Raw genomic sequence first — 19901 nt, 5'->3', positions numbered from 1 at the left:
GTTTTTTTCGCCCAAGTTGTGAGAGTACTTGAGATTGGTAATTTAGTGTCAAAAACAAAAAACGAGGTTTCAGATGGGTCTAATAATATTAATGGAATTTTTCTTTTAATAGCTGGAGTTGGATTAGTCATATTCTTTTTTTGGCAACGGGCTGAATGGATGGATCAAACATTACCTATCGCTGCTTCAGAACATGGTCCTGTGATTGATCAGCTTTGGGATGTTACAATGGGTTTAATTATTTTTGTATTCCTACTTCTAACACCAATTTTATTTGGCGTTGCTTACTATTTTCGTGGAAGAGAAGATCGAAAAGCGAGTTACATAACTCATAATAATAAGCTGGAGTTTTTCTGGACGGCAATTCCTGCTGTTATATTATTAGTTCTTATTAGTTATGGTTTAAATGTTTGGGGAAAAATTGTTAACCAAGATATAAAAGATGCAATTATAATTGAAGTTTATGCAAAACAATTTGGTTGGACTGCTAGATATTCTGGTGAAGATAATAAGCTAGGTAATGCAAATGTTAGGTTTGTTGGTGGGAAAAATGAATTAGGTGTTATATCCGAGGCAACAAAGAATAGTCAGATAGCCTCAATTGACGAAAAAATAGCAAAATTAAAAAATCAAATTTCAATTAGTTCTAACCCTGCAGAAAAAAAGTTAAAAAATCAAAGAATAGAAAAATTAATAAAGAAGAAAAAGACATTAACAACTTATTATGTTACAACCAGTCAAGATCAATTACTGGCTGCTGAGGATGATATAATTACAAAAGAACTTCATTTACCAGTTGGGAAAAAAGTCTTATTTAAGTTTAGATCTCAAGATGTTATTCATTCGGCTTATTTACCCCACTTTAGGGTTCAAATGAATTGTGTTCCAGGAACAACGACACAATTCGCGTTTACTCCTACAATTACTACTGATGCTATGAAAAAAGAAGTTGAGAATGATCTTTTTGAATATGTTCTTTTGTGCAACAAAATATGTGGGAATGCTCACTACAATATGCAAATGAAAGTAGTTGTTGAAACCGAAGAAGAATTCAATAAATGGATTGAAGAACAGAGTGTAAATAAAATTTCTAACCTATAAATATTGAATATTATGAGTGAACATGGACATCACGAAGAAAACTTTTTTTCTAAATATGTTTTTACTTTGGATCATAAAATGATATCCAAGCAGTTTTTGATTACAGGTATGTTTATGGGAGTAGTTGCAATGGTTATGTCTGCATTATTTCGTATTCAACTTGCTAACCCAGGAGAGTCTAGTGGAGTTTTATCATTTTTTTTAGGAAGATGGGCAGAGGGTGGAGTAATGAGTCCTGATATTTATCTTTCATTAGTTACAATTCATGGGACTATTATGGTATTCTTTGTGTTAACCGGAGGATTAAGTGGAACTTTTGCTAATCTATTACTTCCACTTCAAGTAGGAGCACGAGATATGGCTTCAGGCTTTATGAATATGTTATCATATTGGTTCTTTTTTGCTTCAAGTGTAATTATGATTATATCACTATTTGTTCAATCTGGACCTGCGGCTGCTGGGTGGACTATTTATCCTCCACTAAGTGCTGTTCCACAGGCAATGTCAGGGTCTGGATTAGGGATGACCCTTTGGCTAGTTAGTATGACATTATTTATTATTTCCTCATTATTAGGGGGTCTAAATTATATTGTTACTGTATTGAATCTTAGAACAGAAGGGCTCACCATGACTCGTCTACCTTTAACAGTCTGGGCATTGTTCATAACTGCAATTTTAGGTGTTTTATCCTTTCCTGTTTTATTATCAGCTGCACTACTTTTAGTTTTTGATAGAAGTTTTGGTACCAGTTTCTTTTTATCAGACATTTTAGTACAAGGTGAAGTTTTATCGCATGCAGGTGGGAACCCAATCTTATTTCAACACCTATTTTGGTTCTTAGGCCATCCTGAGGTCTATATTGTATTGTTACCTGCCCTTGGTTTAACTTCTGAAATTATTGCTACTAATTCACGAAAACCAATTTTTGGTTATAGAGCTATGATTGGTTCAATATTAGCAATTGCCTTTCTATCTTTTATTGTATGGGGACATCATATGTTTATTACAGGTATGAATCCGTTTCTAGGTTCAGTATTTGTTTTTACTACTCTACTAATTGCTATTCCATCTGCTATTAAGGTGTTTAATTATATTGCTACTCTATGGAGAGGTAATCTGCAATTTACTCCTGCAATGTTATTTTCAATAGGTCTCGTTTCAACATTTATTACTGGCGGACTCACAGGACTAATCCTAGGAGATAGTGCGCTTGACATTAATGTTCATGACACTTATTTTGTGGTTGCCCATTTTCATATTGTAATGGGATTATCTGCAATATTTGGAATGTTAGCCGGTGTTTATCATTGGTATCCAAAAATGTATGGTAGAATGATGAATTTAAAACTTGGATATGTTCATTTTTGGGGAACATTTATTTGCGCTTATGGTACTTTTTTTCCTATGCATTTTTTAGGAATGGCTGGATTACCAAGGAGATATTACTCAAACACGGCATTTCCAATGTTTGATAATTTATTAGATATAAATGAAGTAGTTAGCTTTTTTGCAATTGTTGGAGCCTTATTCCAGGTTATTTTCTTTTTCAACTTTTTTTATAGCATGTACAGAGGCCCTAAAGCTTCACAAAATCCTTGGAAATCTAACACACTGGAATGGACTACTCCAGTTGAACATATCCACGGAAATTGGCCGGGCGAAATACCAAAAGTGCACAGGTGGGCATATGATTATTCTAAACCTGGTATGGATGATGATTTTGTTTCACAGATAGTTCCACTCAAAAAGGGTGAGGAAGAGGCGCATTAAGCTTTTCGTCTTTTATTTAATTAATAATTCATAACTTAAATATTTATGGAAGAAAATGATAAGTATGATGAACTTAATGACTCAAACTCTGAATATTTAGAATTTGACAATAAATTGCGACCACTTTCTTTTGAAGATTTTTCTGGTCAAAACGAAATTTTAAAAAATTTAAAAATATTTGTAACTGCAGCTAATCAAAGAGGTGAGGCGTTAGACCATGTTTTATTACACGGTCCACCAGGCTTGGGAAAAACAACTCTTGCACATATTATTAAAAAAGAATTAGGTTCTAATTTAAAAATAACATCTGGCCCTGTTATTGAGAAACCTGGTGATTTAGCGGGTTTATTAACTAGTTTAGAAGAAAGAGATGTCTTATTTATTGATGAAATACATAGATTAAGTACAGTTGTTGAAGAATATTTATATTCTGCCATGGAAGATTTTAGGATTGATGTTATGATAGAAAGTGGTCCAAGTGCAAGATCTGTTCAGATTAATCTCAATCACTTTACTTTAATTGGTGCTACAACACGTGCAGGTTTATTAACTCAGCCTTTAAGAGATAGATTTAGTATTCCTTGTCGTTTAGATTATTATGATGCTACTACACTTACAAAAATTGTTAAGAGATCGTCGGATATTTTAGGCATCCAAATCAGTGATAATGCAGCAGTTGAGATTGCTAGTAGAAGTAGAGGAACTCCGAGGATTGCTAATCAATATGTCAAACGAGTTCGGGATTTTGCACAAGTTAAAGGAACAGGAGCTATCGATTTAGAAATTACAGAAACTGCTTTAGCTTCATTACATGTAGATAAAAATGGACTTAATAGAATGGATAAAAGAATTCTTACTTGTATAATTGATAAATTTAATGGTGGTCCTGTTGGATTAACTACTATTTCTACTGCTGTTGCTGAAGAGTCTGACACCTTGGAAGAAGTGATAGAGCCATTTTTAATTCAACAAGGTTATCTTGAGAGAACACCTAGGGGAAGACAAGCTACAAAAAAGGCGTATGATTATTTAAATAAAAATTTACCAGGTGCACAAGTAAAAATTTTCTAGTTTTTAATATAATTTATAATATAAACTAAAACATAAAACAGTATTATACTGTCCTCTATTTAATCGATATGTCTCTCCAGATGCATGAGGACGAATTGGGGAAATAGAGTTTGAAATTCTTGTGTTGAGTAGTATTTTATTATTTATTGGGTATGTTATTCCTAAAATGATGTCTGATTCAAAGTTATGTACTTCATTGGAATTATCTAAATAAAAGTCAATTTCTTCACTCTGTTTAATAATAAAATTAAAAGATGTTCCTAACTCTAGTTTTATGTTTTTTTTAATTCTTGAAAAGAATAAAATAGGGACTCCGATATACTCTAAATGGAAGTTATAATTATTTAAAGAATTAAATGATAAGTTATTAATATTGTCATTTGGGTTGCTTGAGTCAGTTTTTTTTTTACTTCCTTTTGTTATATATTGTAATTCTAATTGTAATCCATACCAGTCAATTTCTTGATTAATATATATTCCAAATCTAGGCCCTATTTTGTTAAATCCACTTAATCCATCTCCAGAAACTTGACTTGTTGATGCACCTACAATAATCCCTCCATGAAAATTTTGACTAATACAGATTGTACTAAATAAAAAATAAAATAGAGTTATAAAAAACTTATTCATTTATGATTGCTTTTTTAACAACATCCTGAATAATTAATGATTCTGCATCATACACATATGCCACGATAAAGCAATTATTTATATTATCCCAATCATTTGTCCAATTAGAATTTAGGTTTTGATTTAAGGTGATTATATATGAAGATTCAAATACAAATTCTTCATCTAAACCTTTTAAATCATTTATAATTTCTCCATATGTACCGTTTACATCACATCTGTAAATATTGTTGTGTTCATAGTTTTCAATATATTCAGTGCCATCAATTTGTGGAGCAATAATTCCATCTTCTATTACAATTATGGCTAGTTTGAAAAAATTTTGTAATGATGATAAGGAAGCTACATTTGTTTCAATTGTTAGTTCTCTTGTTGAATTATTGAAAATGGTTGAAATTTCAATATCAAACTTTTTTGGTCTAGGTAATCCTTTTGAGTCATATAGAAGATTTTCAATTTCAGATGCCCATTGATCTTTTGTAAAACATCTGTTAGAAATACCTTCTTCCACACGATTTACAGTACCTAGTGGTAAAAAAGTTGCTCCCATATCATCAGCGATTATATTACTAGAATTTGTTGTAAAATCGTAGGTGTAATTGTTATCTGTGTTAGTAAATTCAGGAAGACCACCTGGATGAATTGAAACAGGAATTATTGCATCTTGATATAATTCTTGCAATTCTTTTATTTTTATTGTTGCAGCTGGACAATTACTGCATTTATGGCCCGTAAATTTCTCAATCATAATAATTTTTTGGCTTGTTTGAGAATTGCTCTGTAAAAATGGTGGTTCAATTGTGTCGCAACATGTTAAAAGAAATCCACATATGATGAATATATAATTTTTCATAGATTTAAAATGAACTAGTTAAATTAATGGAGAATCCATTAGATGCAGGCACTTCTCTGCATACTCCCCCTACACAAAATAAGCCTGCTCTTTGTTTTCCATATGTAATTGATAGTCTATTTGCACCTTTTGTGTAACCTGAAGATATAGAATAGTAGTGAGGTTGATTTGGGTGTCCATAATTATAAAGATCTTGAACTGACCAAAACCAGTTAGGAGCTAATTTATATTCTAAAAGTCCCATTATCCAATTGCCAAAGTGCTGTTTAGTTGAAAGGTGTTGTAATTCTATTCTTGTAGAATTTTTAGGTTTAATCTTATATAGAAATTCTATAATAGCAATTTTCGCATAGATATATTCATGATTTTGGTTATTTAATAATGGTTGAGATTTAATTACCTTATCATTGTTTTCTAGATAAATATATGATCCAATAAATTTTAATTTTTTATTAAATTTTTTAACTATCTCTATATTTAGTTCTTGAAAAAGCTTTTCGCCTTTTTTGAAGTAATTTGAATTGTATCCCAATGTTCCACTTTCGTTTATTGTGGATGCTCCATTTATCATTCTTCTATCAATGTCATATACATTTGAAAAATTAATATTTATACTTGTTCCGTATTTTCCACCTAATTTAGTTTTTTTGGGAATTGTATAATATAGATCAAATTGAGTCCCAATTTCACCATTTGGTTGACTAGTGTAAGGGTAAATTGTTGCAAGTGAATAGCTTTGCTGTTTAGTAAAAGGAGTAATGAAATTGATATTTAAATCTTGAAGTATGGCATTTCGTTCACTTCTAAAGCTCATGTTTTCTAGTCTTTTTAAACCTAGTGACAAGCCTAGACCTTTAACTGAGTAATTGCTGGTGATAATTATAGCATTTCCAGTTTTGTAAATATAATTATTGTCAGCAGATGGATCGTTAATTTTGTGGGCGTAATCAAAATTCAGATTAATTTTACCTTTTGTAAGATTTAATCGTCCATTAAAAGCTCCAATATTTTCAGGTAAGATATATAAAGGATTGTCATCTTCTTCTTTTTTAGTTACAAAACTTGCTCCTAAATTAACAGTTGAGGACCAGTTTTTTAGTAAAATGTCATTTAGTAAGATATCTGTGTTCAATGCTTTTATTATTGTATTGGATAATTCCCAATAAGATCTTTGCCGTCCTATTATAGCAGTGAGGTATACGCCTATTGAAGGAACTGTTTTTAGTCTAAATCCATTGATTGAATTATCAATTCCTAAATTAGAGTCATAATAGGTTCTGAGAATAAGTCCATTGCCAAATTCATCATAAAAATTTCCTAAAGTAATATCAATAAATTGATTTTTATATTGTATAAATTTATTAGCTAACCCTGCACCCTCATAATCTGTCAATCCTGGAATGGCGTTATTATAAAATTCAAACCTAGAACCAACTATGATGTTTTTATAATTATATATTAAATTAACATAGCTTTTTGTATACGAATTTCTTGCTTCAGCGTTTATAGTAGAATCTTCTTGAAATGTTTGAATGCTTAATTCGGCATTTCCTGAAATATTCCCAAATTTCTGCCCATTGACATGTAGGTATATAATTGATGTTATTATAAAAAAATAGGTTTTCATTTTTTTACTCTAGGAGTTCTAAAATTTTATCATATAACTCTTCTTCGTCTCCATCAGTATAGCCCGTATGATTCCATATAATTTTTTTATCACCGTTTAACAGAAATGTGTGAGGTATAGGTTTTACTCCCATTTGAGTTGCAAATTCACTATTACTATCATGGTAAACCTCGTAGTCCCATCTTTTAGAGTTTGCAAGTGGTTTTATTTTAGAGGCATTTCGTGCATCATCAATACTAATGGCAATTAATTTTACATTTGTTTCATCTCTCCAATCTTCATAAACTTCATGAATATTATCCAATTCTTCTTTACAAGGCTTACACCATGTTGCCCAGAAACTAATAACCATAGGATGACCATCATTATTGAATTCAGAAGTATTAATTATCCCTCCATCAACTGTTTTAATATTAACAGAAGGTATTTGGGAAAAAGTATTGTAATTGATAATTAGGCAAAACAAAAAAAATAAGTTTCTCATATTTTCTAATTTAAGTTTTAAAAAAAAAGCCACCCAAGAGTGGCTTTTTTTTTGTTAAATATATTTTTTATCTAATAATATTTAATGTTTTAAGGTTGTTTTTACCATCAAAGTTTACATTTAAATAATATAGACCCGGTAAGATATCATTTGTCTCAAATCTAATATTGTTCAAACCCGGATTTAGAGTAATATTCTCAGAATAAACTATTTTTCCGACATTATTGTAAACACTTATATCTGCATCATCTAAAGGCATGTGTCTATGAAGATGATTGCTTTTTGAGTAGTTTATTGAGATTGTTGTAAAATCTTTAAATGGATTTGGAAATAGAGAAATTTCAAACATAGATTGTTCTTCCGAAATATCAAATTGAGCTAATACTTCAAAGGCAACAGACCCTTGAGATTCATAGGCAACTGCTGACCAAATTACATCTCCAGAATTATTATCAGTTAATGAAACTTGTCCGTCATCATAAGCGCCCCATATTGATGCTTCTAGACCATCTCCATATGAATCGTATATGTTAAAGATATAGCATCCTGGTGTTAGGTCCCAATTTAAATTAATAGTTTCGTAATTTCCGTAACCACTACCTGAAGCTTCAGTTCCATTTGGACCAATTAATTCCCAAGATGTTTCAGAGCCCCAGTTGTCAGTTGTTAAAGACAATGATATTGTATTAGAAGCACCTGTTGACCCAAGAATTCCAGGATTCAAGGTGTTGTTGCTTGAATCCATATCACCTTCATAATCTATTTCAAAGGTAATATTTGCACCATCGGGAATATTATTTAATGAGCTTAAGTTAATTGTGGCAGTTTGGTATGTGTCTATTGACCCAGACCATGGAGTTGTTGAAACTGTTTGTCCGTTAACTTTTGTTAAAATATCACAGGATGTCATGGATGCACCAATACTGTAATTTTGAATTGATACAGATCCACCGTCTAAACTTCCACCACAAAATGTCATTGCTCCATTATAACTTAAAATTCTAGCATCTTTGCTGTATTGAGCACTAGTACAGGAATTTATTTCTGTCATAAATGCATTTACACTTGCAATTTGACCAACTTCAGTTACCATTCTGTCAGGACATATTTTATATATAGTTGGGTAATATGCAAGTGCATAATCTACTGCAACATCACCGCTCGGGTCATCCATTAACAAATAATCAATCACAGTTGTCCAATCACCATTAGCACTATTGTAAATTGTAGAAGCAGCAGTAGTAGCATCTGCTTCAACTGCGACTACAACTACATCGTCCGGATATGCTTGTTGCAAATCTTCTAGTACACCCGTTTCAGCGTAGCTCCAACAAGGTCCACACCATGTAGCAAACAAATCTAGTATTACGGTCTTTCCTTCATCCAGAGTAGAATGTAAATTAAATTCGTTACCATTAATATCTGTTAGTGTAAAGTCTTCACCAAAGCTATTAGGAGGCAATTGCGCATATGAGCAGTAAAAAAATGTGCACATGGCAAATAGTAATAGTTTTTTCATAATTTTTTGTTTAAAAGTTCGTTAATAATCAGTCCACTAATATAGTAAATATAAACTATATATTCTGTTAATTGCAGTGAAATACTCTAATAATGATTAAATTTGTTAACATGTCAACTTAAAATTAATTATTCTATGAAAGTTTTATTTATCAAATATATGTTTGCCTTTAGTATGTTAATTTTTATTGCTTGTCCTCCAGAGGGTCCAGTTCTTGGCTGTATTGATAATACAGCATGTAATTATGATGCTTCTGCAACTGAGGATGATGGTTCGTGTATTTTGCCAGATGGTTGTACTGATTCAGCTGCTTGTAATTACAATATAGAGGCTTTGTGTAATAATAACGATTGTTTTTATGAATCAGATGCACTGCCTAATCCGATTGAAATTACATACTTAGAGGATCAAATTTTGGGTTCAGTAGGTGATGAACTTGTTGCAAAAATATATCTAAGAAATTCTTCTTGTGAGATAATGAATGACTTAATTGTTAGAAAAATTTTTAATAATCAATTAAAAGAGGATGTGACAGTATACTTTTGTTTTAATGAAATTTGTTTCCCTTCATCAACCGATACAGCACCAAATCCTTTATCATTAAATCCATTTGAAGAAGATGATTATTTTAAGGCTTACTTACAGACTGATATTCCAGGAGTATACGAAGTTACATATAGGTTTTATCTTCAAAATAATCCTGTGCAAAATACGCAGGTAAATATTACATACACTGTTAATTAAAAAAAGAATAATTTATGCCTGAAATAAACAGAAGAGAAGCACTAGATTTTCACTCTAAGAAAAGACCTGGAAAAATTGAAGTAGTTCCTACAAAGAGATATAGAACACAAAGAGATTTAGCGCTCGCATACTCTCCAGGTGTTGCGGAACCGTGTAAGAGCATTGCTAAAAGAAAAAGCGATGTTTACAAATATACATCTAAAGGAAATTTAGTTGCTGTTGTTACGAATGGTTCAGCCGTGTTAGGATTAGGTGATATTGGACCAGAAGCAGCAAAACCTGTTATGGAGGGTAAAGGTTTGTTATTTAAAATATATGCAGATATAGATGTTTTTGATATTGAACTGAATGTTGATGATATTGAATCATTTGTTCAAACTGTCAAGGCAATCTCTCCTACTTTTGGTGGTATCAATTTAGAAGACATTAAATCCCCTGAGTGTTTTGAAATTGAAAAAAGATTAAGTGATGAACTTTCTATTCCTGTAATGCATGATGACCAACATGGCACAGCTATTATATCTGCAGCTGCTTTATTAAATGGATTAGAACTTACAAATAAAAAAATTGATAAAATAAAAGTAGTTGTTAATGGAGCAGGAGCAGCAGCTATATCATGTTTAAAGCTTTATATTAGATTAGGAGTTAAAAGAAAAAATATAGTTTTATGCGACAGTAAGGGGGTTGTTAGAAAGGACAGGTTGGATTTGAATAAAGAAAAAAAGAAGTTTTCTATAAATAGAAGATTATATACTTTGTCAGATGCAATAAAAAACGCAGATGTTTTTATTGGGTTATCGGTTGGTAATACAGTTACTAAAAAAATGCTAAAAACCATGAAAAAAGATCCACTAGTGTTTGCAATGGCTAACCCAGACCCCGAGATACCTTATAATGATGCAAAAAAAGCTAGACCTGATGCCATCATGGCTACTGGAAGATCTGACTATCCTAATCAAGTAAATAATGTGCTCGGATTTCCATATATTTTTCGAGGGGCACTTGATGTTAGAGCAACTGAAATTAATGAATCTATGAAGCTTGCAGCTGTTCGTGCAATTTCATCCCTTGCTAAAGAAAATGTTCCTGAAGATGTTAATTTAGCTTATCATGGTAAAAATTTAACATTTGGACCGGATTATATCATACCAAAGCCAAATGACCCTAGGTTAATAACCAGAGTATCAATTGCAGTTGCAAAAGCAGCAATAAAATCTGGTGTTGCAAAAAAAGAAATAACTGATTGGCAAAAATATGAAGACCATTTAATTGATAAGTTAGGTTTAGATAATCAGTTAATAAGAGGTTTTAATAGGATTGCTAAGGAAAATAGAAAGAAAGTTTTATTTGTAGAAGCAGATAATTACAACATTTTAAAAGCTGCTGAGATATTAAAAACTGAAAACTTGTGTACACCAATTTTACTCGGAAATAAGTCATTTATTAATAGTTTATCTGAAGAAGCAGGTATAAATTTAGAAGGAATTGATGTTATTGATGTTAAAAGTGAAAAGATGAGATTAAAACGGCACGCCTTTGCTGATTTGTATTGGAATATGAGAGAAAGAAAAGGAGTTACTAAAAATCAAGCTAGAAGAATTATGAGGGACAGGTCATATTTTGGCTCTATGATGTTAGTCAATAATGAGGCAGATGTATTATTGTCTGGTAGTACAAGGAGTTACCCCGAGGCACTTAAACCCCCTCTAGAAATTGTAGGTAAACAGTCTAATATATTGGCAGGTATATATATTGTCGTGACTAAAAAAGGACCTATTTTTTTCGCTGATACCACTATTAATAAAAATCCCACTGAAGATCAGTTATTAGAGATTACTTTATTAACTGCAGATGCAGTAAAAAGATTTGGGATAAAACCTGTTATATCTCTCCTATCTTATTCTAATTTTGGTTCATCTAGAGATAAAGAAACATTAAAAATTCAAAAAGTTGTTAAACGCATACAAGCAGATTATCCTTCTTTAATTGTTGATGGAGAAATGCAGGCTAATTTTGCCTTAAATTCAGAAAAAAGAAAAGGGGTGTTTCCATTTTCTAAACTTCAAGATAAAAAAGTGAATACTTTAATTTTTCCCAATTTAGTTGCTGGAAATGTTGCATATAAAATTCTACAGGAATTATCAAATGTAGAGACCATGGGCCCTGTTTTACTGGGTATGAAAAAATCAGTTCATATTTTGCAATTAGAAAGTAGTGTTAATGAAATAGTCCACATGGCAACTATTGCTTCAGTGGATGCAAACGAAAGAAAATAAATTATGATTACTTTTTTAAAAGGAAATATAGTAGAGATATCCCCAACATATGTTGTCTTAGATTGTAATGGGATAGGTTATTTTTTAAACATTTCTTTAAATACATATACACAGTTTGATAAAAAAAAATCGGACATTTATATGTTTTACACCTATCTTTCGGTTAAAGAAGATTCCCATACTTTATTTGGTTTTTTAGATAAGAAAGAGAGGGAATGTTTTATTTTATTATTATCAGTTTCTGGTGTTGGTGCATCCACTGCAAGAATGATTCTATCTTCTCTTAGTCCTAATGAACTAGAAAAAGTAATTGTTACTGAGGACGTAAGTGCATTAAAAAGTGTTAAAGGTATAGGTTTGAAATCTGCTCAAAGGATTATAATTGATTTAAAAGATAAGATTAGTAACAATACCACATTTACATCTGACAGTTCTGTTTCTGCTAAAAGTGTTGTAAAGCAAGAAACATTGTATGCATTAGAAAAATTAGGTTTTTCAACAAAAAAGACAAATCAGGTTGTTGAAAAAATTACACAAGAAAATCCGAATTTTTCCGTTGAAGAAGTAATTAAAATGGCCTTAAAACATCTTTAAAATTTGGTTTTCTTTGCTAAAAATATAAGACTCACAGTATTGTTACTAGTTGTTTTTTGTTATGGAAAAATGTTCTGTCAAAATGATAGCATACCCAATTCTGGGCTCAATTTAAATTGGATAGAATCCCCTGAAAATTTTATTGATAGCGTACAATATGATGATGATAGTGATTTGATATTTATCACTAAATTTATAGGAGGACACACTATGTCTTTACCTAGATATTTTTCAGTTGAGGAATATCGTAAGTATCTATTTAAACAAAAATTTAATAATTACTGGAAAGAACGAATTAGTAGAAACAGAATTAGTGATGATTTAGGGAAAGTAAATTCTAGTGGTCAATTAATTAATAAGGTTTTCGGTGGTTCTCTTGTTGATATTAAACCTCAAGGTTCAGCAGAGTTAATTTTTTCGGGTGTCATAAATAAAATAGATAACCCCGCATTACCAGAACAACAAAGAAAAACAACATCTTTTAATTTTGATGAAAGAATACAAATGAATGTAGTTGGAACAATTGGTGACAAATTGCAATTGCGTGCAAATTATGACACAGAAGCTACATTTGAATTCGAAAATGAAATTAAATTAGAGTATACGGGTGATGATGATGATATAGTAAAAAAAATTGAGTTAGGTAATGTTAGCTTACCATTAGCTGGTTCTTTAATTACAGGTGCCCAAAGTTTATTTGGGGTAAAAACCAAGTTCCAATTTGGTAAAACAACATTAACTACTGTTTTTTCTGAACAAAAAAGTGAGACTTCATCGATTGAAATTCAAGGAGGGGCACAATTGACAGATTTTGAGCTATCGATTGATAATTATGAATCTAATAAACATTTTTTCTTGTCACAGTACTTTTATGAGAATTATAATGCGGCCATGCAGAACTTGCCTATTATTACTTCACCAATAAATATCACTAAAATAGAAGTTTATATTACTAATAAAAATTCTTCAACTATAAATACAAGGAATATATTAGCATTTCAAGATCTTGGAGAAGCTCAAAACCTGTCTAGTCCGCTCGTTGTAGTCGATCAGGTTGCTTTTCCTCCTTATTATCCCAGCAATGCAAATAATTCATTAAATCCTAATGGTAGTTTTATTGAAAATGTGGCTTCCGAAACGGGTGATTCTATAAGATTAATTGATGAAATTACATCTGCTTTTTCACAGTATACCTTAGATGGTAATAATTTTTTTGATCAAGCAATTGATTATGAGAAAATAGAAAATGCAAGAAGATTATCAAGTTCTGAGTATTCTTATCATGCCCAGTTAGGTTTTATTTCATTAAATCAAGCATTAAATTCGGATGAAGTGTTAGCGGTAGCCTTTCAATACACTAGTGGAGGAGTTACATATCAAGTAGGGGAGTTTTCTACTGACTTGACATCACCCAATACTTTAATGTTGAAATTGTTGAAATCTACAGTGCTAGACGTAAATGAGCCTAATTGGAATTTATTAATGAAAAATGTTTATTCTTTAGGTGCGTATCAAATAAATCAACAAGATTTTATTTTAGACATTTTATATGAAAATCCAGAGCTTGGAGCACCAGTCAACTTTTTAACTGAAGGACCGCAAGGTATTATTAACACTCCTTTATTACAAGTTTTTAATGTTGATAATTTAAATTCTAATAATGACCCAGGATCTGATGGTGTTTTTGATTTTCTCGATGGCATATTAATTAATTCATCAAACGGACGAGTATATTTTCCAATGTTGGAGCCATTTGGTTGTTACTTGAGGGAGAAATTTGGTGATAATTGTGATTTTCCAAGTACTGATAATCTTGCAAATAATTATTGTTTTGATGCACTCTATGACTCAACACAAGCTGCCGCACAACAGTTGGCAGAATTAAATAAATTTTTACTTCGTGGTCAGTACAAATCATCTATCGGGTCTGAGATATCATTAAATGCAATGAATATTCCTGATGGTTCAGTTAAAGTTACATCTGGAGGCCGATCCTTAGAGGAAAATATCCATTATACTGTTGATTATACAATGGGTAGAGTTAGGATTATTGATGAGGGTGTGTTAAGTTCTTCTGAACCAATCAGAATCACATTAGAAAATAATTCTTTATTTAATTTCCAATCAAAGAGATTTATGGGTGCACATTTAGATTATAGATTCAATAAAGATTTCATTTTAGGAGTAAGTGCTTTAAACTTAACAGAAAAGCCCCTAACTCAAAAAATTAATATTGGAGATGAGCCAATTTCAAATACAATAGTAGGTTTAAATAGTTCCTTCTCAAGAGATTCACGTTTTTTAACAAAATTAATTGATAAATTACCATTAATAGAAACAAAGGAAACATCTAATATTGCGGTAAACTCAGAATTTGCTTATTTTATTCCTGGACATCCGAATTCCATAAATATTGATGACACGGGTACTTCTTACATTGATGATTTTGAAAATAGTCAGTCTGTTATTGATATTAGAAATTCAACTGCATGGTCTTTATCTTCTGCCCCTACAGGCAATTTAAATAATGCAGAGGGGTATTTCGCTGAGGCATTTCAAAGCAATAATATTGAATATGGATATAATAGAGCCAAATTAGCATGGTATGTAATAGACCCTTTATTTCAAAGAAATAGCTCAATAACTCCATCACACATTAGTAATGATCCTGGTCAACAAGAAAACAATTATGTAAGAGAGGTTTTAATAACTGAAATTTTTCCAAACAAAGATATTGTTAATGGTCAACCACAAAGATTAAGAACCTTTGATGTAGCTTTTTATCCTGCTGAAAGAGGTCCATATAATTTTGATGTTGAACCTTCAATTTATTCTGCAGGTATTAATGAGTTTGGAGATTTAAATTCACCTGAAAGTAGATGGGGTGGTATAACAAGAAAAATAGAAACTAATGACTTCGAAGCAGCCAACATTGAGTTTATAGAGTTCTGGATGTTAGATCCCTTTCTAGACAATCCAAATCATGACGGAGGTTATTTATACCTCAATTTAGGGAATATATCGGAGGATATTTTAAAGGATTCAAGAAAAAGTTTTGAGAACGGATTATCTATTGATGGTTCGGATAATAATATAGATACGACAGTTTGGGGACGGGTCCCATCAATTCAATCTTTAGTAAATGCTTTTGATAATAATGAGGGTGCAAGAATTAATCAAGATTTAGGTTATGATGGATTAGATGATGAAAATGAAAGATCATTTACATACGAAAATGGAGGTGTTAATATTTCTTATGTAGACCGAGTTTTTAATTATTTTGGAGAGAATACATTAGCATACCAAAAAGCATTTGAGGATCCTTCATCTGATAATTTTAAATATTTTAGAAGTTCGGATTTTGATAATAATGAAACATCAATCTTAGAAAGATATAAGAATTATAACGGAGTTCAAGGAAATTCACCAACTTCAGAGCAATCAACTGAGGAATATCCAACATCTTCTACAAATTTACCAGATGTTGAGGATATTAATAACGACCAAACTTTAAGTGAAGTTGAGAGTTATTATCAATATAAAATTTCATTAAAACCTGAAAGTTTAGAAATAGGTTCAAATTATATAAATGACATAATTGATAATGTAGGACCAAATAATAATGCTAGATGGATACAGTTTAAAATTCCTATACAATCTTACAGTGATAAAATTGGTAGTATTCAGGATTTTAAGTCGATTAGATTTATTAGAACATTTTTTAGTGGATTTAATGAAAGCATAGTATGTAGGTTTGCATCATTTGATTTAGTAAGAGGAGAATGGCGTAGATATTTAAATGATTTGAATGATTTGGATATTAATAATGGTACCACGCAATTTGATATATCGGTTGTAAATTTTGAAGAAAATGGATCACGTTTTCCTGTTCCATATGTACTCCCACCCGGTATTCAAAGAGAAACATATTATGGTGCAACTAGCCTGCAGCAACAAAATGAACAGTCAATGGTCTTAAAAATAATTGATTTAGAGGATGGCGATTCCCGTGCAGCATTTAAAAATGTTAGTATGGATATGCGTAATTATAAAACAATTGAAATGTATAGTCACTTAGAAAGTATTCAGGAGAATGGTTTAGAAGATGATTCTTTGAATTTGTTTTTACGAATAGGCACAGACTATATTAGTAATTATTATGAATATGAAATACCATTAAAAATTACTCAATGGGGTGATTCAGACCCACAGTTGATATGGCCATCACAAAATAGAATTAACATACCTCTTGAATTATTACAATCAGTAAAACAATTAAGAAATGATTCTATGCGTGTGAATAGTGAATTTACATATCAAGATATATATAGTTTTGACGAAAATGAAAATACTATTTCAATAAAAGGAAATCCAAATCTAGGAAATGTAAAAACAATAATGATTGGAGTCAGAAATCCTGGGTCTGGTAACGGTACATCTAAATCGGGTGAAGTTTGGGTTAATGAATTAAGATTAAGCGATTTTAACGAAAAGGGTGGCTGGGCAGCTAGAACTCAGGTGAGATTGAGATTAGCTGACTTTGCAAATTTAGCTTTTGCAGGGTCGATGAGTACTGTTGGTTTTGGTAGTTTGGAAAAAAATATTTCTGAAAGAAATCTTAACGAATCCAAGCGTTATAATTTAACAGCTAGTCTAGAATTAGGAGAGTTATTTCCTGAAAAGTCTAATATTAAACTTCCAATGTATATATCTGTTTCAGAATCTGTTGAAAATCCACAATATAATCCATTGGATCCAGATATTTTGTTAAGTGCTAGTTTAGATGCATATGATACAAAGTCAGAAAAAGATTCGATAAAACAAATTGTACAGGATTATACCAAAATAAAAAGTATTAATTTTACTAATGTTAGAAAAGAGCGTGCACTTGGCCAAAATAATTCAAAAATTTATGACATAGAAAACTTTACTTTGAGTTATTCTTATAATGAAATCTTTAGTCGAAGTATAAATACAGAGTACTCTATTAGAAAGGATTTTAATGGTGGTTTAGGTTATAATTTCAATACTCAACCTAAAAATATTAAACCTTTTTCTAAAGTTAAGTTTTTAAAAAAAGCAAAGTATTTAAGATTAATAAAGGATTTAAATTTTTATACTTTACCTAAACAATTTTCATTTAGAACAGACCTAAATAGATCTTATTTAGAAACAAAAATGAGAAACACATCTAATGTTGATATAGATTTGCCTGAGATGTATAGTAAGTTGTTTACGATGAGTCGAATCTATAATATGAAGTATGATTTGTCAAGGTCTGTTAAATTAAATTTCTCTGCAAGAAGTCATTCAATCGTTGATGAACCTTATGGTAGAATCGATACAAAACAAAAGCGTGATAGTTTATTTTCGAATATCTTTTCTCTCGGTCGCCCTACAGAATATCATCATAACTTTGATATTCGTTATAATTTGCCTATTAGTAAAATTCCTATTTTGAGTTGGATTAATACAAGTGTAAATTATGATGCTGGCTATGATTGGAGATCTAGTTCATTAGCAGCAGAAGATTTTGGAAACACTATTCAGAATAATAATTCCACTCGAGTAAATACACAGTTTAACTTAACATCCTTATATAATAAAGTTCCATTCTTGAAAAAAATGTTATCCACTAACAACTCACAAGATAGATCAAGAATTAACTCCAGAAGTCAAAATATAACTAATCAAAAAGAAACTAATCAAAAAAGCAGTGTAATCTTAAAATCAATTGTCAAAAGTGTGTTTAGTTTAAAAAATATTTCCTTTTCTTACACCGAAACAAATGGAACTTTATTACCTGGATTCTTACCACAAGCAGATTTCTTTGGTTTAAATAATCCTTTATCTAGTTCTGCTCCAACATTGGGTTTTGTACTAGGAAGTCAAAATGATATTAGAATCCCCGCAGCAAATAATAATTGGATTACATCAAATCCAGATTTAAACAATTTATATACAAATACATTTTCAAATAATCTTAATATTAGAGCTACAGTTGAGCCAATAAGTCGTTTTAAAATTATGTTAACTGCATCTAGAAGATATACAATAAATGAAAATGAGTATTTTAGAAACTCTCCTAGTGCAATTGCTGGTAGTCCGATTTTTGAACATGTAAGTAACTCTAGAACCGGTAATTTTAATATTTCTTTTTTACCCATAAAAACTGCATTTGTAAAAGATCGAATTGATAATTCATCTTCTTTGTTTGACAACTTCATTAATTATAGATATGATATTGCTCAAAGATTAGCTGATGGTACAGCCTTTAATAATAATACTAACTCATACCCTGATGGCTATGGACCAAATTCACAAGATGTAATGATTCCAGCATTTTTAGCCGCTTATTCGGGTGTTAATCCCAATAAACAATTTTTAAATAAATTTCCCTCCATTCCTATGCCTAATTGGAATATTAATTTTAATGGTTTTACAAAAGTTCCATGGATTAAACGATCATTTAAGAACGTAACTATGAGCCATAGCTATCGTTCTAGCTACTCAGTTGGTTCATTTATAAGTAACTTATTATTTGAGGACCAATTATATGACTCGAATAATAATTTTATAAGTGAATTTCAAATTGATCAAATTAATATAACTGAGCAGTTTGCTCCTTTTTTCAAATTAGATTTAACAATGAAAAATAGTATGACTACTCGCTTTGAGTATAAGCAAGATAGAACAATCAGTTTGAGTTTATCAAATAGTCAAATTACAGAAGTTAAAGGATATGAGTATGTATTTGGTTTTGGTTATCGTGTGCAAGGTGTTCAACTTATGTTTGATGGTGGTTCTGGTCAAAAGCAAGTTAGTAGTGACTTAGATTTAAGAGCAGATATTTCTATCAGAAATAACAAAACAATTATTCGCCGTATTGAAGAAGAAAGTAATCAACCAACTTCTGGTCAGTCTTTAATTACATTGAAGTTTTCAGCTGATTATGTAGTGAATAATAGAGTTAATTTAAAATTATTTTATGATCAAGTAGTGACTGATTATGTTGTTTCATCGTCATTTCCTACATCAAACACCAACGTGGGTGTTAGTTTAAGATTTACATTAATGTAAAATAAGTGTTATGAAAAAAATTCATATGGTAGATGTGGTTTCAATGTATAATAGTCATGCATCCACTATTGATAAAAAAATTAAAAACGTCATTACTTCTGGGTCGTATATTCAAGGATTGGAAGTTGATAGTTTTGAAAAAAAGCTATCCT

General features: G+C 30.9%; 12 protein-coding genes. 7 read left to right on the top strand and 5 right to left on the bottom strand.

Going from position 1 to position 19901, the window contains the following annotated elements; translation table 11 throughout:
• Positions 1-324 precede the first annotated feature (324 nt).
• From CBD51_001305 to ruvB, 3 genes are read left to right on the top strand one after another with little or no spacing between them, the layout of a single operon-like run.
• On the top strand, positions 325-1101 hold the full coding sequence (locus tag CBD51_001305) for a hypothetical protein (protein ID RPG60290.1): 777 nt from the start codon (positions 325-327) through the stop codon (positions 1099-1101).
• A 12-nt stretch (positions 1102-1113) separates the two neighbouring features.
• Complete coding sequence (locus CBD51_001300; GenBank protein ID RPG60232.1) at positions 1114-2871, top strand: cytochrome c oxidase subunit I; 1758 nt, start codon at positions 1114-1116, stop codon at positions 2869-2871.
• Positions 2872-2916: 45 nt separating this feature from the next.
• On the top strand, positions 2917-3942 hold the full coding sequence (gene ruvB / locus CBD51_001295) for a Holliday junction branch migration DNA helicase RuvB (GenBank protein ID RPG60231.1): 1026 nt from the start codon (positions 2917-2919) through the stop codon (positions 3940-3942).
• A 3-nt stretch (positions 3943-3945) separates the two neighbouring features.
• Here the strand turns inward: ruvB and CBD51_001290 are convergent, their stop codons facing one another.
• The 5 genes from CBD51_001290 to CBD51_001270 all read right to left on the bottom strand — a co-directional run bounded on the left by CBD51_001290 (position 3946) and on the right by CBD51_001270 (position 9055).
• Positions 3946-4572 carry a PorT family protein gene (locus CBD51_001290; GenBank protein ID RPG60230.1) on the bottom strand — a complete coding sequence of 209 codons (627 nt, stop codon included), beginning with the start codon at positions 4570-4572 and terminating at the stop codon, positions 3946-3948.
• Positions 4565-5425 carry a hypothetical protein gene (locus CBD51_001285; GenBank protein RPG60229.1) on the bottom strand — a complete coding sequence of 287 codons (861 nt, stop codon included), beginning with the start codon at positions 5423-5425 and terminating at the stop codon, positions 4565-4567. Before CBD51_001285 ends, CBD51_001290 begins: the two co-directional genes overlap by 8 nt.
• Positions 5426-5429: 4 nt before the next feature.
• On the bottom strand, positions 5430-7052 hold the full coding sequence (locus tag CBD51_001280; protein ID RPG60228.1) for a hypothetical protein: 1623 nt from the start codon (positions 7050-7052) through the stop codon (positions 5430-5432).
• Positions 7053-7056: 4 nt separating this feature from the next.
• Positions 7057-7536: a TlpA family protein disulfide reductase gene (locus CBD51_001275; protein ID RPG60227.1), complete on the bottom strand. Its 480-nt coding sequence runs from the start codon at positions 7534-7536 to the stop codon at positions 7057-7059.
• Positions 7537-7603: 67 nt separating this feature from the next.
• Positions 7604-9055: a T9SS C-terminal target domain-containing protein gene (locus CBD51_001270; GenBank protein ID RPG60226.1), complete on the bottom strand. Its 1452-nt coding sequence runs from the start codon at positions 9053-9055 to the stop codon at positions 7604-7606.
• Positions 9056-9190: 135 nt separating this feature from the next.
• Between CBD51_001270 and CBD51_001265 the strand changes: the two genes are divergently transcribed.
• The 4 genes from CBD51_001265 to sprA all read left to right on the top strand — a co-directional run bounded on the left by CBD51_001265 (position 9191) and on the right by sprA (position 19749).
• The gene (locus tag CBD51_001265) at positions 9191-9799 is read left to right on the top strand and encodes a hypothetical protein (protein ID RPG60225.1); all 609 of its coding nucleotides are present in this window, start codon (positions 9191-9193) and stop codon (positions 9797-9799) included.
• 14 nt (positions 9800-9813) lie between these two features.
• Positions 9814-12075: an NADP-dependent malic enzyme gene (locus tag CBD51_001260; protein RPG60224.1), complete on the top strand. Its 2262-nt coding sequence runs from the start codon at positions 9814-9816 to the stop codon at positions 12073-12075.
• 3 nt (positions 12076-12078) lie between these two features.
• On the top strand, positions 12079-12669 hold the full coding sequence (gene ruvA, locus CBD51_001255; protein ID RPG60223.1) for a Holliday junction branch migration protein RuvA: 591 nt from the start codon (positions 12079-12081) through the stop codon (positions 12667-12669).
• 69 nt (positions 12670-12738) lie between these two features.
• On the top strand, positions 12739-19749 hold the full coding sequence (gene sprA, locus CBD51_001250) for a cell surface protein SprA (protein RPG60222.1): 7011 nt from the start codon (positions 12739-12741) through the stop codon (positions 19747-19749).
• The last annotated feature ends 152 nt before the right edge of the window (positions 19750-19901 follow it).

This window comes from Flavobacteriales bacterium TMED191 (genome assembly GCA_002171975.2).
Taxonomy (GTDB): Bacteria; Bacteroidota; Bacteroidia; order Flavobacteriales; family TMED113.
The sequence above is the reverse complement of the archived record's forward strand: the minus strand, read 5'-3'. Positions and strand labels throughout refer to the sequence as shown.